Source organism: Candidatus Sphingomonas colombiensis (assembly GCA_029202845.1).
Taxonomy (GTDB): domain Bacteria; phylum Pseudomonadota; class Alphaproteobacteria; order Sphingomonadales; family Sphingomonadaceae; genus Sphingomonas; species Sphingomonas colombiensis.
Window position 1 is genome coordinate 185698 of sequence record CP119315.1, and the last position, 22671, is coordinate 208368.

23 protein-coding genes and 2 tRNA genes are annotated in these 22671 nt (G+C 65.2%); 2 read left to right on the forward strand and 23 right to left on the reverse strand.

The genetic code is table 11. The features are described from left to right. Positions 1 to 41 precede the first annotated feature (41 nt). Both P0Y64_00870 and P0Y64_00875 read left to right on the forward strand, forming a co-directional pair. Positions 42 to 572, forward strand: a complete 531-nt coding sequence (locus tag P0Y64_00870; protein WEK44927.1) for a fasciclin domain-containing protein — start codon at positions 42 to 44, stop codon at positions 570 to 572. Positions 573 to 747: 175 nt separating this feature from the next. After that, complete coding sequence (locus tag P0Y64_00875; GenBank protein WEK43430.1) at positions 748 to 1179, forward strand: DoxX family protein; 432 nt, start codon at positions 748 to 750, stop codon at positions 1177 to 1179. Positions 1180 to 1246: 67 nt separating this feature from the next. Here the strand turns inward: P0Y64_00875 and P0Y64_00880 are convergent, their stop codons facing one another. From P0Y64_00880 to lon, 23 genes are all read right to left on the reverse strand, one after another. After that, on the reverse strand, positions 1247 to 1750 hold the full coding sequence (locus P0Y64_00880) for a 2'-5' RNA ligase family protein (protein ID WEK43431.1): 504 nt from the start codon (positions 1748 to 1750) through the stop codon (positions 1247 to 1249). Then, positions 1747 to 3651, reverse strand: a complete 1905-nt coding sequence (locus P0Y64_00885) for a potassium transporter Kup (protein ID WEK43432.1) — start codon at positions 3649 to 3651, stop codon at positions 1747 to 1749. Before P0Y64_00885 ends, P0Y64_00880 begins: the two co-directional genes overlap by 4 nt. Positions 3652 to 3781: 130 nt before the next feature. Continuing rightward, complete coding sequence (locus tag P0Y64_00890; GenBank protein WEK43433.1) at positions 3782 to 4426, reverse strand: hypothetical protein; 645 nt, start codon at positions 4424 to 4426, stop codon at positions 3782 to 3784. Beyond that, a complete protein-coding gene (gene ccmE / locus P0Y64_00895; GenBank protein WEK43434.1) occupies positions 4423 to 4857 on the reverse strand; it encodes a cytochrome c maturation protein CcmE in 435 nt (144 codons plus the stop codon). Before ccmE ends, P0Y64_00890 begins: the two co-directional genes overlap by 4 nt. Positions 4858 to 4954: 97 nt before the next feature. After that, a complete protein-coding gene (gene ccmC, locus P0Y64_00900) occupies positions 4955 to 5680 on the reverse strand; it encodes a heme ABC transporter permease CcmC (protein WEK44928.1) in 726 nt (241 codons plus the stop codon). A gap of 189 nt (positions 5681 to 5869) precedes the next feature. Further along, positions 5870 to 6922 (reverse strand): Glu/Leu/Phe/Val dehydrogenase dimerization domain-containing protein, encoded by a 1053-nt coding sequence (locus tag P0Y64_00905; protein ID WEK43435.1) that lies wholly within the window; start codon positions 6920 to 6922, stop codon positions 5870 to 5872. A gap of 92 nt (positions 6923 to 7014) precedes the next feature. Further along, positions 7015 to 7091, reverse strand: a tRNA-His gene (locus tag P0Y64_00910). 49 nt (positions 7092 to 7140) lie between these two features. Further along, complete coding sequence (gene gspN, locus P0Y64_00915; protein ID WEK43436.1) at positions 7141 to 7863, reverse strand: type II secretion system protein N; 723 nt, start codon at positions 7861 to 7863, stop codon at positions 7141 to 7143. Continuing rightward, the gene (gene gspM, locus P0Y64_00920) at positions 7860 to 8333 is read right to left on the reverse strand and encodes a type II secretion system protein GspM (protein WEK43437.1); all 474 of its coding nucleotides are present in this window, start codon (positions 8331 to 8333) and stop codon (positions 7860 to 7862) included. Before gspM ends, gspN begins: the two co-directional genes overlap by 4 nt. Beyond that, positions 8330 to 9418: a type II secretion system protein GspL gene (gspL, locus tag P0Y64_00925; GenBank protein ID WEK43438.1), complete on the reverse strand. Its 1089-nt coding sequence runs from the start codon at positions 9416 to 9418 to the stop codon at positions 8330 to 8332. The genes gspM and gspL overlap by 4 nt, the downstream gene beginning before the upstream one ends. Further along, positions 9415 to 10413, reverse strand: a complete 999-nt coding sequence (gspK, locus tag P0Y64_00930; GenBank protein ID WEK43439.1) for a type II secretion system minor pseudopilin GspK — start codon at positions 10411 to 10413, stop codon at positions 9415 to 9417. Before gspK ends, gspL begins: the two co-directional genes overlap by 4 nt. Next, the gene (gene gspJ, locus P0Y64_00935) at positions 10376 to 10996 is read right to left on the reverse strand and encodes a type II secretion system minor pseudopilin GspJ (protein WEK43440.1); all 621 of its coding nucleotides are present in this window, start codon (positions 10994 to 10996) and stop codon (positions 10376 to 10378) included. The genes gspK and gspJ overlap by 38 nt, the downstream gene beginning before the upstream one ends. Further along, the gene (gene gspI / locus P0Y64_00940; protein WEK43441.1) at positions 10993 to 11409 is read right to left on the reverse strand and encodes a type II secretion system minor pseudopilin GspI; all 417 of its coding nucleotides are present in this window, start codon (positions 11407 to 11409) and stop codon (positions 10993 to 10995) included. The genes gspJ and gspI overlap by 4 nt, the downstream gene beginning before the upstream one ends. Positions 11410 to 11464: 55 nt before the next feature. Next, entirely contained in the window at positions 11465 to 11878 is a 414-nt protein-coding gene (locus P0Y64_00945; protein WEK43442.1) for a GspH/FimT family pseudopilin, read from the reverse strand. 130 nt (positions 11879 to 12008) lie between these two features. After that, a complete protein-coding gene (gene gspG, locus P0Y64_00950; protein WEK43443.1) occupies positions 12009 to 12467 on the reverse strand; it encodes a type II secretion system major pseudopilin GspG in 459 nt (152 codons plus the stop codon). 8 nt (positions 12468 to 12475) lie between these two features. After that, positions 12476 to 13699, reverse strand: a complete 1224-nt coding sequence (gene gspF / locus P0Y64_00955; GenBank protein WEK43444.1) for a type II secretion system inner membrane protein GspF — start codon at positions 13697 to 13699, stop codon at positions 12476 to 12478. Between the two features lie 17 nt (positions 13700 to 13716). Next, entirely contained in the window at positions 13717 to 15264 is a 1548-nt protein-coding gene (gene gspE, locus P0Y64_00960) for a type II secretion system ATPase GspE (protein ID WEK43445.1), read from the reverse strand. Next, on the reverse strand, positions 15261 to 17456 hold the full coding sequence (gene gspD / locus P0Y64_00965) for a type II secretion system secretin GspD (protein WEK43446.1): 2196 nt from the start codon (positions 17454 to 17456) through the stop codon (positions 15261 to 15263). The genes gspE and gspD overlap by 4 nt, the downstream gene beginning before the upstream one ends. Next, positions 17453 to 18196, reverse strand: coding sequence for a type II secretion system protein N (locus P0Y64_00970; GenBank protein ID WEK43447.1), 744 nt, complete (start codon positions 18194 to 18196; stop codon positions 17453 to 17455). The genes gspD and P0Y64_00970 overlap by 4 nt, the downstream gene beginning before the upstream one ends. Positions 18197 to 18791: 595 nt before the next feature. Then, on the reverse strand, positions 18792 to 19505 hold the full coding sequence (locus tag P0Y64_00975; protein ID WEK43448.1) for a PEPxxWA-CTERM sorting domain-containing protein: 714 nt from the start codon (positions 19503 to 19505) through the stop codon (positions 18792 to 18794). A 178-nt stretch (positions 19506 to 19683) separates the two neighbouring features. Continuing rightward, positions 19684 to 19758: transfer RNA gene (locus tag P0Y64_00980), tRNA-Val, on the reverse strand. 73 nt (positions 19759 to 19831) lie between these two features. Beyond that, positions 19832 to 20104 (reverse strand): HU family DNA-binding protein, encoded by a 273-nt coding sequence (locus P0Y64_00985; GenBank protein ID WEK43449.1) that lies wholly within the window; start codon positions 20102 to 20104, stop codon positions 19832 to 19834. A 170-nt stretch (positions 20105 to 20274) separates the two neighbouring features. Further along, positions 20275 to 22671, reverse strand: coding sequence for an endopeptidase La (lon, locus tag P0Y64_00990; protein WEK43450.1), 2397 nt, complete (start codon positions 22669 to 22671; stop codon positions 20275 to 20277).

Consider the following 22671-nt stretch of genomic DNA (forward strand, 5'->3'; position numbering starts at 1 on the left):
GTGCCGTAGGAGTCTGGAACATGAAGGCAATCCATAAGCTGATGCTCGCGACCGCGCTGGTCGCCGGGACGACCGCAAGTATCGCCGCGACGACGGACCCGATGGTGGGTGGCGCCGCGATGTATCCGAGCAAGAACATCATCGAGAACGCGGTCAATTCCAAGGATCACACGACCCTGGTTGCCGCGGTCAAGGCTGCTGGTCTGGTCGACACGCTATCCGGCCCCGGCCCCTTCACGGTGTTCGCGCCGACCAACGCGGCCTTTGCAAAGCTGCCCGGCGGCACCGTCGATACGCTCCTCAAGCCCGAGAACAAGGACCAGTTGACCGCCGTCCTGACCTACCATGTCGTACCCGGGCGCATCACCGCCGGCGATATCACCGCCAACGCCGCGAAGCACATGGGCAAGGCAACCTATACGACCGTGCAGGGTGAGCCGCTGACCTTCATGAAGTCCGGCGGCGCCTGGTGGGTGATGGATGGCAAGGGCGACAAGGGCAGGATCACCATTGCCAACGTTATGCAGTCGAACGGCGTGATCCACGTCATCGATACCGTGATGATGCCGTGATGTTCAAATCGGCCGGCGCCCCGATCAGCGGGCGCCGGTCGATCCCGTCAGCCGACGCGGGCGTCCGACGGGAAAGCGCTTGTTCTCGCGATCATGATGGCGATGATCGTTTCCGTTGCCATGACGATCTGGATCCTATTGCGATGCGCGCGCCTCTACCATCGATAGCCACCAAATGAGCGCGGCCCCATCGCCGGCGCTGCGCGATCAACGCGGCAATCTGGCCCGTATCTCGATCGCTCCGATATTTCTCGTTGCGGGCATTATTCATCTGGGACGGCCCGACGTCTTCGTGCCGGTGATGCCGCATTTCATACCCCATCCTCACAGCATCATTCTGCTTACCGGGGCCGCCGAAATCCTCGGCGCGATCGGCCTGTTCGTGCCACGCACGCGGGCTTTGGCCGGCGCGATGCTCGCGCTCTATGCCGTCTGCGTCTATCCTGCGAACATCAGCCACGCGGTCCACGACCTCTCGACCGGCACAGGTCTGGGTTGGGCCTATCACTATCCCCGGCTGTTCGTTCAGCCGCTAATCTGCTGGTGGGCCCTGATCGCGGGCAAAAATATCTCCGCGCACATTCCCCGCATCGGGCGCGGCGACTGATAACCCCGGCAGGGCCGATCCATGTCGGCACTGCGCCTAAATTTTCAGCCGCTTCGACTGCCGTCCTTTATCCGAACATATGTCGGGACAACGGCTCCCATGGTCCGCCGCGATACCACCAGGCGGCCAGCCCGGTGATCGTCACCGGCCTTGGGCGGAAACCCGCGCCCATCGCCGCGAGCAACGTCCGCGCGGTATGCGGCGCGACCTTGTTCTGGATAGTGACGTGCGGGCGCCATCCGGCCATGTCCTGCGGCACCAGCAGCCCCGCGAACGCTTCACCCAGCCGCGCGCGGATCTCCGCCAGCGCGACGCTCTCGATGCGCCACGCCACACCGCTCCCCAGCGAATAAGGCTCGCGCAAAGTCGCAAGGGGCCGCGCCACATTGTGCGTCTCAAGCGAAAGCCGGTGCTTCACCTCGGTTGCCTGCGATGGGGGGAGATGATGAAACAGCGTGAGATGCGCGGCGATCCGGTTTTGCTCGGGCGGATAATACGCGCGGCGCAGCGAATCGAACCACGCCTGATCCGCCGCCCCGAACAGCGCGGTCACGACGATCGGCGCGTTCAAATCTCGATCTGCGTGCCGAGTTCCACCACCCGGTTCGTCGGCAGATGGAAAAATTCCATCGCGCTTTCCGCGTTGCGCAACATCCAGGCAAACAGCTTTTCGCGCCAGATCATCATCCCCGGCCGCTCCGACGGCAGCAGCGTCTGCCGCGAGAGGAAGAAGCTGGTGTCGATCATGCGGATATCCGCGCCACAACCATGGAATTTCTTCAACGCGGCCGGCACGTCCGGCGCCTCCATGAAGCCATAGCGCAGGATCACGCGGTGGAAGCCCTGCCCCAGATCATCGTGCAGGAAGCGATCGTCCTCGGGGAAATAGGGCATGTCGGTGACCTTCACGGTCAACAGGATCACGCGTTCATGCAGCACGCGATTGTGCTTCAGATTATGGAGCAGCGCGTGCGGCACGCCCTCTGGCGTGGAGGTCATGAAAACCGCCGTGCCCGGCACGCGCGTCGCCGAATTGGCAGCCGAACCGATGAAGATCTTGATCGGCATCGCGCCTTCACGCATCCGCTGGATCATCAGCTTGCGCCCGGTTGCCCAGGTGGTGAGCAGCACGAAGCAGACCATCGCGACGAGCAATGGGAACCAGCCGCCATCAAGCACCTTCGTCAGGTTTGACGAGAAGTACAGGCCGTCGATGAACATGAACACGCCGACGAACGGCACCACCGCCCACCACGGCCAGCGCCACACGCGATAGATCAGCACGCCGACCAGACAGGTGGAGATGAACATCGTGCCCGTCACCGCGATGCCATAGGCCGCCGCGAGGTTCGACGATTGGCGGAAGCCGAAGATCAGCAACAGCACCATCACCATCAGCGTCCAGTTGACCGACGCGATATAGATCTGCCCCGCTTCGGACGCGCTGGTGTGGCTGATGCGCAGGCGCGGCATCAGGCCGAGCTGGATCGCCTGTTGCACCACCGAATAGCAGCCGGTGATCACGGCCTGGCTGGCGATCACCGTCGCCACGGTCGCCAGAATCACGAGCGGCAGGCGCCATTGCTCGCTGGCCATCAGGAAGAACGGGTTTTCCGCCGCGGTTGGCTGGCCCAGCAGCAGCGCGCCCTGCCCGAGATAATTGAGCATCAGCGCCGGGAAAATGAACCACAGCCACGCATAGGCGATCGGCTTGCGCCCGAAATGCCCCATGTCGGCATAAAGCGCCTCTGCGCCGGTCAGCGCCAGCACCACGGAACCGAGCGCGAGGAAAGCCAGCTTCCCGTCAGTGGTCGCGAATCGCACCGCCCAGCGCGGATCGAGCGCCTGCAGGATATGCGGCTGCTGGATGATGTGGATCAGCCCCAGCACCGCCAGCGTGACGAAATAAACCGCCATGATCGGGCCGAAGAACTTGCCGACCCGCGCCGTGCCGATCGACTGGATATAAAACAGCCCGACAAGGATCGCGACCGCGATCGGGATGACGAAACTCTCGAAACCCTGCTCGACCGTCGCCAGCCCCTCCACCGCGGAAAGGACGGAGACGGCCGGGGTAATCATGCAATCCCCGAAGAACAGCGCGGACGCCAGCACGCCAAGGATGACGAGGCTGGGCCCCCATCTTTTGCCCGCGCCGCTGCGGCGCTGGATCAGCGCGAGCAGCGCGAGACTGCCCCCCTCGCCCTCGTTGTCGGCGCGCAGGATCACCATCACATATTTGAAGGTGACGATCAGCACGAGCGACCAGAAGATCAGGCTGACAACGCCGAAGATATGAAGCTGGTCGACCGTCAGCGGGTGATGGCCGACGAACACCTCCTTCATCGCGTAGAGCGGGCTGGTGCCGATATCGCCATAGACCACGCCGATCGCGCCCACCGCCAGCTTGGCTAAGCTGTCTCGGCGCAGGTCATGGCCGGGCGCTGCACCCGGGGTTTGGGAAGTGCTCACTAAATGTTCGCAGACACCGGAATCACGGTAAAAAACCTGCAATCACCCTGTTGGAGCGGCGCGCCTAGCACGCCCCCAATCGCCCCGCAACAAGAGCCGAGGGGGGCGCTGTCCCAGAAAAACAAGGAGGTTAGCGCGCGTCAGGCCCGCGCGGCGGAATCCTCAGCGCGCGATCGAGCAGCGCCAGCTGCCGCGCGATATCCTGCCCATAATCCGATCCCGGCGCGGAAAGCGCCGCCGCACGCTTCCACAGCGGCAGCGCAGCGGGGAGATTCCCGGCGCGAACATAGGCCAACCCCATGTAATAAAATGGCGCCGGATGCCTGGGCGCCAGCCGTATCGCCTGCCGAAAAGCGGCGAGCGCCGGCGGAGACATTTGATCGCCATCGTGGAGCGCGAGGTTGGTGCCAAGCTGCGTCCACAGGATGAAGCTGTTCGGGAACGCGCGGATGCCGCCCAGCACTACATGCGTCGCGGCGGCGGCGTCTCCGGTACGCAGCATCGCATCTGACGCGATGAGATAGGCACCATCCGCAGTATAGCGCCCCATCAGCCGGTCACGCAGCATGATCATCGCCGGCTCCACCGCGATCGGCTGAGTCGCGGCAGTTGCGTCATGCGCCGGCACGCCCGGCCGCCCCTGCCACGCATAGCCCGCCGCACCGAGGAAAAGCGCCGCCCCGGCAAAGGTCCACAGCATTTTGGGCAGCCGCAACATGACGAGCGCCGCAAAGGCCAGCAATCCGAACAGCGCGAGGGCGATATAACCGCTCATTGTTCGAGCGACTTCGTTTCGTGCATTTTTCCGGCCAGTTCCGGGGGCATATATTTCTCGTCATGCTTGGCGAGGAGGTTGGTCGCGACGAACGAGCCATCGGGATGGAACTCGCCCTCCGCCACCACGCCGGAGTTCTCCTTGAACAGATCCGGCGCGATCCCGGTGAAGCTGACGGGAGTCGTCGAGCGACCATCGGTGACGCGGAAGTGGATCGTCACGCCATCGGTCGCACGTTTGATCGAGCCCTTCTCGACCATGCCGCCCAACCGCACCGCGCGGCCCAGCGGCAGCGTCTGCGGCGTTACGTCTGACGGCGCGTAGAAGAATGCGGCCTGATCCTTGAGCGCGGACAGCGCGAGCAATGCCGCGCCGACGATCGCCGCCACCGCCAGCAACGCCAGCGTCAGACGTTGATGCTTGGCCTTCACTTCTCGGCCTTCCGCATCGCATGCCAGCTCCACAACGCGACGAGCGCCGCACCGGCCAGCGTCACCACATAGGCCGCCGTCACGAAAGGCCAGGGGTTCACGCCGCCGCCTTCCGGCGCATCCGCGCCTCTGCCTTGGCAGCGCCAAGTATCGCGCGCATCCGCATCAGCACGATGCCGACGAACAGCAGCGAAAATCCCGCGAGCATGATCGGCAGCGGCCACAGCAGCGAACGATCGATCGAGGAACTGGTCAGCCCGATGCTCGGCCCCTGATGCAGCGTGTGCCACCACACCACCGAATAACGGATGACCGGCAGCAGGATCGTTCCGGCGATACCGAACAGCGCGGGAATACGTCCGTCGCCCCCGCGTTCGCGATCCGCACGGGCCAGCGCGATATAGCCGAGATAGACGAAGAACAGCAGCAGCATCGATGTCAGCCGCCCGTCCCATTGCCAGTAAGTGCCCCAGGTCGGCCGCCCCCAGATCGCGCCGGTGACGAGGCAGATCAGCGCAAACGCCGCGCCGGGCACCGCCACGGCACGCGCCGCGACATCGGCCAGCGGATGACGCCAAACGAGGAAGGCGATGCTCGACAGCGCGACCCCGCTCCACCCGCCCATGCCCAGCCAGGCGGCCGGCACATGAATGTACAGGATGCGCACCGTTTCGCCCTGAAGATAATCCGGCGGCGTCTGCGTAAGCCCCGCCCAGCATCCGAGCGCGATCAACGCAATGCCCAGCCAGGTGGCGGCCGGGGTCAACGGTCGCGCCAGCTTCAGGAAGCGGGCAGGATTGGCAAGGGCATGGAGCGGGGGCACAGTGCTCGGCCAATATGGCAAGAACGCGCGTGCGTCACCCCACTTCCCGCCCTCTGGGAGAGATCAGGCAATAGGAAGCGGGAACGGACGGAGATTGCGCGACTTGGCGCCCGCGCCCGGGCGAAGGAAACCATGGCGTAAGCGCCTTGCGCGGGCCGCCACCCCGGCTCTCGCCGGGGCGGCCGTGGTTCAGCCGCGCCCGATCAAGCGTTGCGCGATACGATCGGCGACGTCGGAGGCGGGATCGCCGCTCGCGTCGCTTTCGTCCCACACCTGATTGAGGCGGCCCGGAATGCGATCGATCCGCGCCAGCACGTCCGCCTCATCGCCATGCCCGAGATATTCCAGCCCGACATTGATGATGCCGCCCGCGTTGATGACATAATCGGGCGCGTAGAGAATCCCGCGCTCGTGAACGCGGCGACCGTCCTCGCTGGTCGCGAGCTGATTGTTCGCCGCACCAGCGACAACCTTCGCCTTCAACGCGCCAATCGACGCCTCGTTCAGAACGGCGCCCAGCGCATTGGGGCTGACGAGATCGACGTCCAGCGCCAGAATCTCGTCCGTGCGCACCACATTCGCGCCCAGCTCCGCCGCCAGCGCTTCCGCGCGCTTCTGATCCACGTCGGCGACCGTCAGTATCGCGCCATCGGCCGCGAGCAGACGCGCAACGCCACCACCAACCGAGCCGACGCCCTGAACCGCGATTCGCACGCCCTTCACGTCGCCCGCGCCCAGCCCACGCTTCGCCGCCGCCTTGACGCCCAGATAAACGCCCATCGCGGTAAAGGGGCTGGGATCGCCACCGGCCGCGCCACTTTCGACCGGCAGGCCGGAAACGTAGCGCGTTTCGCTCGCGATCACCTTCATCCGCTCCACCGACATGCCGACATCCTCTGCCGTCACATATCGCCCGCCGAGCGATTCGACCGCGCGGCCGAACGCCTTCAGCTGCGCCTCGCTGATCGTGGCCCCCGGCGCCGGCGCCAGCACGACGCCCTTGCCGCCGCCCAGCGCGAGATCCGCCATCGCATTCTTGTAGCTCATGCCGCGCGACAGGCGCAGCGCATCGGTAATCGCGCCGCTCGCGCTCGCATAATGCCAGAAACGCACGCCGCCCGCGGCCGGGCCGAGCGTGGTGGAGTGAATGGCAACGACAGCATGGAGCCCCGATGCGGGATCGGTGAACAGGTGGACGCCCTCATGCGCGTCGAAATCGGCAAAGCCCCAGTCCATCATCATCGCAACCTCATCTCGCGCGCAAGAAAAATACTCAAGCGCGTAATAAAGTTATAGCCAGCCGATTGCCAGCCTATTTCAGAAGTGGTGGAAAATGGGGCGACCGACGGGACTTGAACCCGCGACCCTCGGTACCACAAACCGATGCTCTAACCAACTGAGCTACGATCGCCGTATAGGATGCGCGCCCCTAGCGGGGGTGTGGGCATCTGGTCAAGCTATCAGAACCGTCCTTCGATCGCCAATTGCCAACCTTGTTGCGTCTGGACGAAGCCGGAAGCCTGCAAACGCGCCGCCTGCGCCGGATCGGCGGGCGCCAGAGTGAGGTCCGCATGATAGCGCCCATCGGGCCAGATACGGATCGTCGAGCCCTCTCCCGCCGGGCTGGTCAGCGGCAAAAGCAATGCGCCGGCATCGCAACGCGGGGTGCCGCTCATCGATGCGGGAATCACCTGCCCCGCTACGTCCCCGGTCAGAATCGCGCGCACGCGCCCCTCCGCTCGATCGCAATTTTCTGCTTTGAAACGGACACTTACGCCATCCAGCTCCAGTGTCGTCACCGGCACTGGCGCGAAGGCGTTCCCGACCGGGAGGCTGGCGGTGACGCCGGTCAGCCCGACCGTATGGCGTGTCACGTCGACAGCGCCGGTTAGGCGCGGCCCCGCTGCACCATCGGGCGCGGCGAGCCCGATCCGCGCGCGGCCAAGCATCAATTGCAGCGGCGAGACGCGCGCCGAAAGATCGCCCATCGCAATATCGCCGAACCGCGAATCGGTCAGCGCGCCGGACCAGATCGTGCCGCTCACGTCGCGCGCGGTCATCCCCGCTTCCGCGACACCGAACCATCCGAGCGCCAGTCGCATCGGCAGGAGGACGATCAGCGCGGTGATCAGCACCGCGACGAATAAAGTGCCGCGCCCGGACGCGAGGCGAACGCGTATCACGGCTTGCGTGCCTTCAGCGCCAATTGCGCGGCCACCGTGCCATCGCCGTTGGCGGTGATCGTGCCCGCGTCGACCAGCACGCCATCCCCTTCAAGCGCCGCGATCCAGCCGAGCAGCGGCGCGGCCTTCGCGCTCGAAATCACGATTCGCACATTGTCGCCATCGGGATTCAGGCTGGCGAGCGTGAAACCCGCGGCATCGGCACGTTCGCGCACGGCATCCGGCAACGGCGCGCCCAATGGCTGCGGATGGCCGCGCTGGATCGCATGGATCGCGCCGACCATCGCCTGCGTCTCGCCCAGCCGGATCACCGCCGCGTCATAGCGTGCGCGAGTGGAGACCAGGCCCTCGCGGACCGGGCGAATCACCCCCGCCCACACGATTGTTATCGCGAACAGCGCGAGCATGATCAGGATCAGACGACGTTCGCGGAGCGAGCGCGAAGCATACCATGTCTGCAAGGCGCTCATCGCGAACTCACCGTCAATTCGCCCTTCAACTGGCCGCCAGTCGATTCGAACGGCCCTGCGCTAACCGTGAAATTGGCGTCGCGCAGCCGCGCCTGAAGCGCATTGGCCTGCGCGTCCCCCTCCACCGTCACGGTAGCGCGCAAATCGCCATTCGGCTGAAAATCGAGCGCGGTGGCCTCACTGCCTGGCGTCGCGCGGATCGCCGCAAGCATGGCGGCAAGCGTCCGCGTGAAGCCCTGCCCGGGCCCACGCAGCCGTGTAAGCCGCTCTACGAGCAGGCGATTCGTGTCGCCGCCCGTCGCAATTCCGCGCGGCAGCGCCTGACGCGCGACATCATCGGCCTGCGCCTCCAGTCGATCGGCCGCGAGCGAGTAGCGCGTGATCCGGACGAGATCGATCGCCAGCATCGTAAAAAGGGTCAAGCCGATGAGCAGCGCCACCCGCCGCACTAACGGCCAATCAATCTCACGGCGACGGCGACGCGCGAAGGCCCCTTGTCGCAAGTTGAGCGCGGGCGCGGCCGCGGCCTGCGCCAGCGCCCGTTCCAGCGATGCCCGATCCAGCGTCTCGATCGCGATTCCGCTGGTGACCAGCTCGGTCAGCCCGGCCTCGTCGGCGAATCCGCTCGCTTGCCCGCGCACCACCGCCTGCCCACCGAGATCGGCGCGGACGAATCCCTCGGCGGCCGGCGGGAGAAGCAGCGGCGCGGGAACCAGCACGGCAGGGTCGATACCGATCGCGAGCAACGAATCCAGCCACTCGCGCATCCGATCGGCCGCAACGACGCCGATCGCGCGATCCGCTCCGTCCGTATCGCCAACCGCGACGTGAAGTTGCTCCTGCGGCGCGGCACTTGCCTCACCAGCGACGATTCGCGCCGCCGCCGTAGCCTGCGCGATCGAGCGATCTGGCAGCGCCGCCCAGTGCAACGTAACCGCGTCAGCCGGGGCGATCGCGACGATCGGCGCGCCATCCGCTTCCGGCACGCCTTCGCCGCGCGCGGTGACGATATCGTTCGCGATCCGCAGCCAGCGCCACGGATCCCCCATGCGGGGCGGCAGAAAGAGCAATGTTGCGGTCGTCACGGCTCCCCCCATTGCCGCGAGACGAGCCGCGCGGGAAGAGCGGTCGCGTCGATCAGCCCCCGTTCCTGCAACGAAACGCCCGCCAACGCCACATCCACGCGAAGCGCGAACCAATGCGAGGTCACGTCAACCTGATCCGTCGCGAGTTGATCGGGGCTGATCCCGGCCTGCCCGGGCGCCCGCCAGATCGCATCGCGATTCGCATAACCGCCAGCCGGCCGGCGCGCCAAAATCGCGCGGGCGCCGGCCATCCCCACCGCATCGGGCAACAGCATCGCGAGCAACGGCGCCTGTTCCAGGCTGAGCGTGTTGACGTTGATCACCGATCGCTCGGCGCGCGGCAGGGTACAGATCCACGGCTGGAGCGCGGCATAGGCCTCGGCCGTGACCCCCGCGACCGCGCGCAATTCGCTCGGATCCACCATCAGCGTGCCGGCGGTGCGATATGCGGGCTGGCCGCCGAGATAGGTCGAATCCTCTGCGCCTCCGGGCAATGGAATATCGTCGCTGTCGATCCAGTCGGCGGCGGCAGCGGCGATGCTGTCGCCATTGGGCGCGCCGACCAGCCGCATCAGCCGCGCGAATTGCTCAATCGCCGGTGTATAGGCCGCATAGCGGCCATCCCCGTCGCGCTTGACCAGACTGTTGAGATTGAAACAATTCCCGCCGTCCGTCACCCGCGCTACCGCAGTCCCGTCCGGCACCGGCAACGCGAAGGGACGGCCGCTCCAGCCGCCCGCGAGGGTCACGCGGGTCGCATCCTGTTGCAGCAGCGCCGTGACGCGGGTGGTCGCCAACGCCTCCACCGCCTGCGCATAAGCGCGCGCCTGATCGAGCGCGACGGTGTTCCCACCGAGCCGGGTGGCGATACGCAATTTCTCCAGCCCAGTCGCCGCCATTACCGCGATCACCGCGACAAGCAGCAGCACGGTGAGCAGCGCGGCGCCGCGCTCGCGTTCAGGGCGCATGACGACCGCGCGGCGGCTCTGGCGCATAGCCTGTGCCTGTCAGGAAGATTTGGCGCAGCACGACGCCATCGCGCCGCGTGATCACCAATTCCACCGCTTGCGGCAGTGGCGCGCCCTGGGTCCCATCCCAGCGATCGCTCCACGCGCCATGGAAGCGATAGCGCAGCGCGATCGTGCTCACCTTGTCCAGCATCGGGCCCGGCGGAAAAGCCTCGGCCCCATCGAGCATCGGATAGCCGATCCGCTCGATCGTATCGCCGTCGAGCCGATATTCCACTTTCTGCAACGACGCCCGCGCCGCCGCGTCGATATTGATCCACCCGCCGCGCACCAGCCGCACGGTAGTGGCCGTACCGACGAATGCGGGAAGCAGCGTGCCGCGTTCATCGCGGGTCGGCCGATCGACAGCCTGTCCCAGATCCGCGCCAACGATCGAGGAAAGCCGCTCGATCGCCCCGAGATCGTCGAGCCGGTCTCCCATCGCCGATTGGGCGCGGATGCTGAACGACAGCATCGCGACGCCAGCCGCCGCGATCATGCCGAAAATCAGCAGCGCGATCATCACCTCCACCAAGGTGAAACCCGAATCGGCGGCGCGGCGCATGCTCATCGCGCCGCATCGGCGGTTGGACGCACCATCGTCAGGTGGCTGATCTGCCGCCCGTCGCGCCCCGCGACCGACACATCCACGCGCATCACCTGACCATCACCGATCGCGCTGACCTGACGCACCCAATGCCAGTCCGCGCCGCCGTTATGCTCGGTCCCTTCGGCCTTGCCTGCAGGCGGCGGAGCGGCATCGGTGACCGCCTCGATCGCGATGTTGCGCGCCACCGTCTGTGCGAGCAGCGTCGTATCCAGCACGCCGGTGGAGCGTATCGTCGCGCCCTCCAGCCGGATCAGCGCGAGCGCCGCGAGGCTGAATACGATGAGCGCGACCATGATCTCGATCAACGTGAAGCCGTGTTCGGCGGAGCGTCGCGAACACGTGAAGCCGTGTTCGGCGGAACGTCGCGAACACATGAAGCCGTGTTCGGCGGAGCGCTTAGGAGGCTTAACGCCGCCAGGCGCGCATCGCTCAGCCATCGACGCGGACCGCGCCGGTGGGATCGATCGTCACGGTCGCCCGTGCCCGCTCCCGCAACAACGGGATGGCGACTGGGCGATCGGCCATGCCGGTGGTGTCAAAAGTCACGCGTGTTCGATCGGCGATCGTCGCGCTGGTGCCGCGCGCCCATTGCGCCACCTTCAGCGGCTTTTCATCCATCGCCACCCAGCGGCCGCCATCCCAGCGATCGAAGCCATATCCCTCCGGCGTCACCCATACGCTCGTCGGGCGCGCGTTGATGATCGCGCCGTCGCGCGCCGCGCGCACCCTGACCGCGAAGCGCGCCGCCTCGTCGATCACGCGCCCACGCGGATCGGGCATCGCCAGCACTGCCGCCGACGCCGCTAAAGCGATCACCGTGATGACGACCATCAGTTCGATCAACGTGAAGCCGTGTTCGGCGGAACGTCGTGAAAACCTGAAGCCGTGTTCGGCGGAACGTCGTGAAAACGTGAGGCCGTGCGCGCTCAGGCGTCGGGGCGAGATGCCCTTTGCACGCGCAGGTGGCATCGATCTATTGCCAGGAGCCGATATCGGCATCGCCCCCCTCACCGCCTTCCTTACCGTCCGCGCCGAGGCTCCAAACATCGGCCGGGGAATGTTTCCCTGGCGCCGCATAGAGATACGGGCGATTCCACGGATCATTCGGCAGCTTCTTCAGATACCCGCCCGCCTGATAACGCGCCACATCCACACCCGTCGGCGCGGTGACGAGCGCGCCAAGCCCCTGCGTTGTCGTGGGATAGCTGCCGATCTGAAGCTTGTAGAGCTCCAGCGCCTGCTCGATATTGGCGATATCGGCCTTGGCCTTCTGGATGCGCGCGGTGTCGCCGGAGGGCAGGACGTTGAGCGCGACGATCGTGGCGAGCAGGCCGATGATCACGATCACCACCATCAGCTCGACCAGCGTAAACCCATCCTCGCGACGGCGGCGGTTGGGTTCGGGGCGGCGCTTCTGTTCGTGGGTAGGCATCGGATTCCTCATTGGCCTGCAAGCGTGTTGAGCTGAAGTATCGGCAGCAGGATCGACAGCACGATCGTCGCCACCACTCCGCCCATCACGACGATGATCGCCGGCTCCAGCAGCGACAGCGCAGTAGCGGTGAAACGATCGAATTCGCGCTCCAGATAATCGGCGGCGCGCTCCAGCATCTCATCGAGCCGCCCCGCCGCCTCGCCAGATGCCGCGAGATAGGTGAGCAAGGGCGGGAACACCCCCGTCCGCCGCATCGCGCCGGACAGGCTGCCGCCGCCACGGATCGAGGCGGTGATCTCATCCGAGGCGAGGCGCAAGCGGCGATTGTGGATCGTCCCCGCCGTCAGCGCGAGCCCCTCCAGCAACGGCAACCGGCTCGCCACCATCGTCGCCAGCGTCCGCGCCATGCGAGCGGCGTGGAGATCGCGGATCAGCCGGCCCAGCAACGGTACGCGCAGCAACCAGGTGTCGAACCTCAGCCGGATCGGCGGCTGCCGCAGTGCGAGCCAAGCCAGCCCCCCAAGCGCGGCGAGACCGATCAGCATCGCCCACCACCAACCGACCAGCAGATGCGATATCGCGATCACGATCCGCGTGAGCAGCGGCAATTGCTGCCCAACGGTATCGAACTGTTCCACCACCTGAGGCACGACGAACGCCATCAGCGCCAGCACCACCCCCATCGCGACGATCGCGAGGATCGCGGGATAAGTTAACGCCGTCAGTATCTTGCCGCGTATTTCCGCCTGCCGCTCGAGCAGCACCGCGAGCCGATCGAGGATCGTCGGCAAGGTGCCCGAGCTTTCGCCGGCCGCCACCATCGCGCGATACAGGATCGGAAAGCTGCGCGGCTCGCGCGCCATCGCATCGGCCAGCCGCCGCCCCTCGACCACGCCGGCATGGACCGTTGCGACGATCGCACGCACGCTTTCCTGCTCGGTCTGCCGCGTGATCGTGCGCAGCGATTCCTCCAGCGGGGAAACGCGGTTCAGCGTGGCAAGCTGGCGGGTGAACAAGGTGAGTTGCTTCGCCGACATCCGCCCGCGCAGCAATTGCAGCCCAAACAACGGCCGCCCCCGCGCCGGCTGCGCCGCGCCCGGCTCGATCCGCACGACATACAGCCGTCGCCGATCGAGCACCGCCCGCGCCGCATCCGCATCGGCCGCGGCGACATGCCCACGCGTCTCATTCCCACGCGTATCGATCGCGAGATAATCGAAATCAGCCATGAAGCGCGCGGCTTGCGTCAGACATCGGCTGAATCCGCCTCATCCATCGCGTCGTGACGGGAGACGCGCACCGCCTCCTCCGCCGTCGTCACGCCCTGTTCGACGAGCCGGCGCGCGGCGTCGGCCAGCGTTTCGTTGACGGCGAAGGCATGCCGCGCGATCGCCACCTCATCGGCGCCCTCGTTGATGAGGCGGCGGATCGTATCGTCCACGCGCACCGCCTCAAACACGCCGACGCGGCCCTTATAGCCGGTGTGCGAACACTCGCCGCAGCCATTCGCTTCATACACGATCGTGCCAGGCGCGATGCCGAGCAGGATCGCAACCGTTTCACCGGCCTTCATCGGGCGCCGGCATGACGGACACAATCGCCGCACCAGCCGCTGCGCCACCACCGCGCGCAACGTGGAGGCGAGCAGGAACGGCTCCACCTTCATATCGCGCATTCGCGTGATCGCGCCGATCGCGTCGTTGGTATGGACAGTGGAGAGCACGAGATGCCCGGTGAGCGACGCTTGCACCGCGATCTCCGCCGTCTCGCGGTCGCGGATTTCGCCGACCATCACCACATCGGGATCCTGCCGCAGGATCGCGCGGAGCCCGGCGGCGAAGGTCAGCCCAACCTTGGGATTCACCTGCGTCTGCCCCACGCCGTCGACGGCATATTCCACCGGATCCTCGACCGTCAGAATATTGCGGCTGCCGTCGTTCAACATGCGCAACGCGGCGTAGAGCGTCGTCGTCTTGCCGCTGCCGGTTGGCCCGGTGACGAGCACGATACCGTTCGGTTCGTGGATCGCATGGTCGATCAGCGCATGCATCCGCTGGCTCATGCCGAGCGCGTCCAGATCGATCCCGGCATTATCCTTGTCGAGAATACGCAGCACCACGCGCTCACCCGCGCGGCTTGGAAGCGTCGATACGCGCACGTCGAGCAATTTGCCGCCCAGCGTAAGCCCCATCCGGCCATCCTGCGGCACGCGCCGCTCGGCGATATCGAGCCGTGCCATCACCTTGATGCGGCTCACCACCACCGACGCGACATGCGGCGGCATTCTGAGCGTTTCGCGCAACACGCCGTCGATCCGCATGCGGACGACCAGACCGGTTTCATATGGCTCGATATGGATATCGCTGACGCCGTGCCGCGCGGCATCGGCGATCACGCCGTTGATCAGGCGGATCGCGGGCGCATCGTCGGCGGTATCGAGCAAATCCTCCGCGGTGGGGATGCCATCCGCGAGCAGATCGAGTTCATCCCCCATGCCGACCGCCGCCAGCGCGGTGGCCTGTCCGTCCATCGCATAATGGTCGCTGAGCAGCCGATCGAACGCCGTCGAAGCCACCGTCTCCACATCGAACGGATGCCCGACGACCCGGCGCACCTCGATCAGCGCCTTGGGATCGGCGCCCTCCCGCAACGCGACCCGCGCACCATCGAGGATCACGCCGAAACGACGCGCGAAGGCATAAGGCAATTGCACCGGCGGAATGACGGCGGGGGCCGGTTCGGCCGCCGCCTCAGGCTGCGGCACCGCCTCCGATATGCCGCCCGCGCCGTTCATTTCGGCTTCCCGCGCTTGATCGTCACCGTGGAATTGCGCTGCACCGGCACGTTGACGCGCGGGTCTTCGATATTGCCCGGTACCGGCGCGGACGGGATCGGGGGCGCCGCGCCCAGATAATCCCGGACCAGTTCGTCGATCGACGGCTCGCGCTTCGGATCCTGTATCCCCTGCTGGAGACGGAGATAGCCGTAGCGCTGCTCCGTCACGCGGCGATTGTCGCTTGCGTTGCGCAGGATCGTCGGGCGGATGAACACCATCAAATTGGTCTTGGTCCGGGTCTTCGCCCTCGAACGGAATAGCTGGCCAAGCCCCGGAATATCGCCGAGCAACGGCACCTTCTCGATCGTGCGGCGCTCATTGTCGTCGAGCAAGCCGCCGATGATCGCGATCTGCCCGTCGTCCACGGTGAGCGTCGTCTCCACCTCGCGCTTGTTGAGGATGAGATCGGAATTGTCGCTCGAAACAGGGCCCGCGATCGAGCTGACCTGCTGGTGCAGGAACAATTTGATCGATCCCGACGAATTGACCTGCGGGCGCACCTCAAGCTGGATGCCGACATTCTCACGCTGCACGGTGCGGAAGGCATTGTCGAAATTCTGGCTGAGCGCCTGCCCCGTGGTGATCGGGATTTCCTGCCCGACGAGGATGCGCGCTTCCTGATTGTCGAGCGTGATGAGGCTGGGCGCCTGCAACAGATTCGACGTGGTGTCGGATTTCACCGCATTGATGATCGTGCCGAAAATCGCGTCACCGATCTGGCCGCCATAGCCGGCGAAGCCCCCGCTCGCGCCGAGGATCGAGTTCACCGCCTGTTGCGCCAGCGCATCGCTGACGCTGTTATCGGTTGTGGTGACGGTGGTGGTGCCGTTGACCGTCGTCGTGGTCGTCGCGAGTTGCCGCGCGCCGATCGCACCGGCGATGGTCAGCAGATTGGGCGCGGACCCGGAGAAGCTCGTCGCACCGAACGCCCCGCCCTTCAGGCTGCCGAGCAGGAACTGGAAGCCTAGCTGGTTGGCCGTCGTATCCGAAACCTCGGCGACGATCGCTTCGACCAGCACCTGTTCGCGCCGGGTGTCGAGCTGACGCACCACTTCCGAAAGCTGGCGCTGGATATCGGCAGGGGCGGCGATGACGATCGCATTCGCACCAACGAAGCGCGTCACCACGGCCGGTGCGCGACCGCCCTGTGTGGAGATCGCCGCTTGTCCCGCCGCTCCGCCGCCGGGCGCTGCTTGTGACTGCGATTGCGATGCCATGGTCGCTAGCGGCGCGCTGGCGCCCGAACGCCCCCCACTGGTGCCCGACGATGACGCGCCGAAATTCGATTGCGTCAGCGTGGTTTGCGGGATTTGGTCCGGCGCCTGTCCGACAAGTTGCTGCAGCACTGGCAGAAGCTGCGCGGCATCGGCATGTTCGAGGAAGACGACACGAATCTCGGTGCCGCTCTTGGCCTTCTGATCGAGGTCCAGCGCCACCTGCGCCAGCCGTGCCACCGTAGAGGGATCACCGCGCAGCGCGATCGAATTGGCCCCCTCAACCGCGACCACGCTGGTCTGCTGCCCGCCGCCTTGCGCCGGGGTGCCTACCAGCCCCTGAAGCGCGGTGGCGATATCGCGCGCGCCGGCATTCTTCAGCGCGATCACGCGGGTGGAGGCATTGTCGTTATCGATGCGCTGCAACACCTCGCGCACACGACGGATATTGTCCGCGAAATCGGCGACGACGATCGAATTGCCGCCACGATTGGCGGTGACGGACCCTTGCGGGCTGACCAGCGGCCGCACCGTATCGACCGCGCTTTGCGCGTCGATCGAGCGCAGCCGCACGATCTCCGTCACGAACTGGTTGCGCGCCGCCCCTGCGAGACCAACGCGCCCGGGCTGAGTCGCCGCATTGTCGATCGGCTGAACGCGTAGCGCGCCGTTGCTGGTCGGCACCGCGACAAGGCCATTGGCACGCAACGTGGAGAGGAACACCTCGAAATATTCGGATTTGCTGAGCGGCCGGTCGGTCACCACCGTAACCTTGCCCTGCACCCGGCCATCGATGATGAAAACACGCCCCGTCACCTTCGCCGCATCCGCGATAAAGGCGCGGATATCGGCATCGCGCACGTTGAGCGTCGTCTGCGCCGCCACCGGCATCGCAAGTGCGAGCGCTAGCCCGGTCGCAAGCGGCCACACCCTCATCGCGCGGCCACCGGCACGGATAGTGGCACCGACTGGCCGTTGCGCAGCACCGTGAGCGAGAGCGTTCCCCCCTCACTGAGGCCTGCGGCGATATTGTCGAAATCGGCCGAGTTATTCACAGGTCGGCCCCCGATCGAGGTAATGATGTCGCCCTCCTTCAGCCCGGCGGCGCGAAATGCCGCGCCGGAGCCTTGCGACCGCACGACGAGGCCGATGATCCGCCCGCCATCGACGCGCGGCACCAACCCTATGTCGGCCTGAAACTTCTCGATGGTGATCGCCCCACCGGGGGCAGCGGGTGGCGATCCAGCCGCTACGCCCGGCCCCGGTATCCCGGGCAATTGCGACCCGGCACCCGCGCCGCCTGCGGATTGATCGAGAAACAAATCCTCACGCACTCCGCCGCGCTCGATCGTCACATGATCGAAAGCGACTTCCTTAAGCACTACACCAGTGATGATCTCTTCCCCGACATTCACGCTTTTCTGCTCACCATCCGGTCCGGCAAGAATCGCGGACCCGCGCCCGGTCGCCTCATTGATCCGTGTACCGAACAAGGTGAGGTGCAGTGAAGTGACAACTGCGGGCGCGCCATCACTCTGACCGCCGAGTCGATAAAAGGGATCGACGTTACGCAGCACGTCGCCCGGCGCACCCGGGATCGTCGGCCCGATCGGCCGCCAATCTCCCAACGGCGAGATCGGCGTAACCATCACCCAGGCCAGCCGCGCCACTTCCACGGCGAGCGCCGGCGATCAACGCCAATTCTGCCAGCGAATAGGCATTTACCGTCGGCAATCGTTTCAGGATCGCTCGCGCGCCGAGCATCGAACCTCAATTTCATGTGGCGTGACCAATTCCCGCGCGACCGGTGTAGCCGAGACCCTAACGACAGATCGTCGGTTTGTGTAACATTTCTCTCGCGCGCTCACCACACTCGGCGCTTGCCCCGCACCGCCTGTCGACGGCGCACCATAAGGCGCGGGCGGCGATGCGTCCGCGAAGAGCGGTGCGATCCATCCGCCATCCCCGCGGCAGACGGCCTTCCCGCCCGGCCGATTGCCGTCATGCCGTCAAGGAAACACCGGGTTCTTCCCCCCTCGCCCGGCCCATACAGACCGAGATCGCATCCAGGAGGATCGCATAACGCCATGCGTGGCCGACTTGCGCTCAACGCCCCACAGGACGCGTGGCGCACGCAGGCACGCAATTCGCCCCCAATCGACTATCCATTTCGCGACCTGCGCGCGACGGACAATTCATCGAGCCCAAAACGCAAAGAGCCGGCGGGTCGTCGCGACCAGCCGGCTCTTTATTCACCCTTGCGGGTTTAGATTATGCGGTGGCTTCGACCGCATCTTCGCGACGGCGGCGCATCATGCCCGCAACCGCACCGAAACCAAGGATCATCAGGCCCCAGGTCGCCGGCTCCGGCACACCCGCCGCCTTGATCGTGAACGCACCCTGATAATCGTAGTTCGCACCGATCGGGCGATTCGGATCATTCTTGCTGGCGACAGAGTAGGATCCGACAATGTTAGACATGCCGCGGAACCAGTTGAAATCCGTCAGCGAGTAATTCACGCCCGAAAAGTTCACGATCCCGTTGACCGCCGCGAACGAACCGTTGCTACCGAACATCGTCGGCTCGGTAAAAATACCGGACAGCGTCTTCGATATGTTGTTCTCGGTGAGGATCAGCGTCAGCGTGTAATAGGGATCGGAATTTCCCGAAACGCTATGCTGCGGCCAACCGTCACCAGCCATCGTCACATCGGTGCGGTTCGGATCGAGCGCAGCGGAGGTGAAGTTGTCATTCGGGTTAAGGTTGTTGCCATAAGGATTCTGGAGGAACAGCGTGTAATAGCTGTCGACCTTCGTATTCCAAACGGTGCCCGACGGGCCCGTGACCGCAGCCGAAGTAATGACAGGCGCGGCTCCTGCCGGAACGGCGGCCGCTACTGCGGCAGCGGCGGCAATCTTCAGAATTACACGCATACCAAATCCCCTATTCAATAAAGCTGGTGAACGTAAACGACCGCTGCGCACTTTTTAGGCTTCGTAATCTGACATATGGAGTAACTCACGAGCCAATTCGTTTCAAGAATGTTAACCTTGATTCAGCGCAAGAATCATCGCCCTCCAAATCCCGCTTTGGGACAGGGGCGGCTCGCCATATCGGAGGAAACCAAAAAGCCCGCCGATCCTGTGATCGACGGGCTCTAAATGGTGGGCGCGACAGGGATTGAACCTGTGACCCCACCCGTGTGAAGGGTGTGCTCTACCGCTGAGCTACGCGCCCGATTGCCCTGTGGGCAAAACCGGAAGCGGGCCTTTAGGCGCCGGAACCGCGCCTGTCCAGCCCGCGCTTCGCCTCAGTTGAGCGAATCTTTCAGAACCTTGCCCGCTTTGAACTTGGGCTGAGTCGACGCCTTGATGGTCATCGGCTCGCCAGTGCGCGGGTTGCGGCCGGTGGAAGCCTTGCGCTTCGAAACCGCGAAGGTGCCAAAGCCAACCAGGCGCACTTCGTCGCCCTTCTTCAGACTGGCCGAGATGGTGTCGAAAACCGCTTCGACGGCCCGGCTGGCATCACCCTTGCCGAGGCCGGAGGCATTCGCCACCGCCGCGATCAGTTCCTGCTTGTTCATGTCCAGTGACCCCCGATGGCTGGATAGTGGGATATAATAAGAATGGATTCGCGACCACAAGGCCGATCAGGACAGTAATGCGCGTGGTGCGGCGAGTGTCAAATAAAACCCGTCGCTATCGCGCAAAACGCGTGCGGAGCATCTGATCGATCCCCCGCACGCCATTGTGATCAATGATGCAATTCGCCCCCGACCGCCGCCGCCGGCGGCGACGGAAGTGCGGCCAATTCATCCGCATCGGTCCAGTCAATCGCCTCCAGCGGCTCAGTCAGCGCCAGGCGCAAAACCTGATCGACATGCTCGACCGGGATGATTTTCAGGCCATCGCGGATGTTCTGCGGAATTTCGGCGAGATCCTTCTCGTTCTCTTGCGGGATCAGCACCGTTTCGATCCCGCCGCGCAGCGCCGCGAGCAGCTTTTCCTTGAGCCCGCCGATCGGCAGCACGCGGCCGCGCAGCGTAACCTCGCCAGTCATCGCCACCTCGCGCCGCACCGGCACCCCGGTCAGCGTCGACACGATCGAGGTGACGATGCCGATGCCCGCCGACGGGCCATCCTTCGGCACCGCGCCCTCGGGCAAGTGGATATGAATATCCTTGCGATGGAACAGGCTCGGCTTGATCCCGAACGACGGCGCGCGCGCCTGGACGAAGCTGAAGGCGGCCTGCACCGATTCCTTCATCACATCGCCGAGCTTGCCGGTCGTCTTGACCGCGCCCTTGCCCGGCACCGTCACGCTTTCGATCGTCAGCAATTCGCCTCCCACCTCGGTCCAGGCGAGGCCGGTGACGGCACCGATCTGATTCTCCTGCTCGGACAAACCGTGGCGGAATTTCTGCACGCCGGCGAATTCGTGGAGGTTTTCCGGCGTGATCGTCACCGATGTGACCTTGCCCTCGAGAATCCGGCGCAGCGCCTTTCGCGCCAGTTTGGCGATCTCACGCTCGAGCGTGCGGACGCCAGCCTCGCGGGTGTAGCGCTGGATCAGCGCACGCAGCCCCTCGTTGGTCAGCGTGAACTCGCCGTCCTTGAGGCCATGCGCCTGCACCTGCTTGGCGACGAGATGGCGCTCGGCAATCTCGACCTTCTCGTCCTCGGTATATCCTTCGAGTCGGATGATCTCCATGCGATCGAGCAGCGGCTGCGGCAGATTCAGCGTGTTCGCGGTAGTGACGAACATCACGTCCGACAGATCGATGTCGATCTCCAGATAGTGATCGTTGAACTTGTTGTTCTGCTCCGGGTCGAGCACTTCGAGCAGCGCTGACGCCGGATCGCCACGGAAATCCTGCCCCAGCTTGTCGATCTCATCGAGCAGGAACAGCGGGTTGGACGCCCCGGCCTTCTTCAGGTTGGTGACGATCTTGCCCGGCAGCGAGCCGATATAGGTGCGGCGGTGGCCGCGAATCTCGGCCTCGTCGCGCACGCCGCCCAGCGACTGGCGGATGAACTCGCGCCCGGTCGCCTTCGCGATCGACTTACCGAGGCTGGTCTTGCCCACGCCCGGCGGCCCTACGAGGCACAGGATCGGCCCCTTCAGCTTGTTGGTGCGCGCCTGAACCGCGAGATATTCGACGATCCGGTCCTTCACCTTCTCCAGCGCATAATGATCCTCGTCGAGGACCGACTGCGCGATGGCGATGTCCTTCTTCAGCTTGGACTTCTTGCCCCATGGCAGCCCGAGCAGCACGTCGAGATAATTGCGCACCACCGTTGCCTCGGCGGACATCGGCGCCATCGTCTTGAGCTTCTTCAGCTCGGCGGTCGCCTTGGTCCGTGCCTCCTTCGACAGCTTCAGCGTGGCGATCTTCTGCGTCAGCTCGGCAATCTCGTCGCCGTCGCCGTCTTCGCCCTCGTTGCCCAGCTCGCGCTGGATCGCCTTCAACTGCTCGTTGAGATAATATTCGCGCTGCGTCTTCTCCATCTGGCGCTTGACGCGGCTCTTGATCTTGCGCTCGACCTGAAGAACACCAAGCTCGCCCTCCATGAAGGCATAGACCATCTCCAGCCGCTTCGACGGATCGACCTCCACCAGCAGCGACTGCTTGTCGGCCACCTTGATCGCGATATTGCCGGCCACCGCATCGGAAAGCCGCGCGGCCTCCTCGATCTCGGCCAGCTGCACGGACGTTTCCGCGGGAAGCTTGCGATTGAGCTTCGCGTAATTCTCGAACTGCTCGACCACCGAACGCATCAAGGCGCTGACTTCAGGGCCTTCCGCCGCGACCTCTTCCACCGGCACCGGCTGGGTGGAAAGGAAACCATCCACCTCGCTCAAGCCGCCGAGCCGCCCGCGCGCCTTGCCCTCGACCAGCACGCGCACGGTGCCGTCCGGCAGCTTCAACAGCTGGAGCACCGTCGCGGTTACGCCGATGTCGTAGAGATCGTCTTCCTTCGGATCGTCCTGCGCGGGATCGAGCTGCGCGACGAGGAAAATCTCCTTGTCGCCAGCCATCGCGGCTTCCAGCGCCGCGACCGACTTGTCGCGACCGACGAACAGCGGCACGATCATCTGCGGAAAGACAACAATGTCGCGCAGCGGAAGTACGGGAAGATTCTGGCTCAT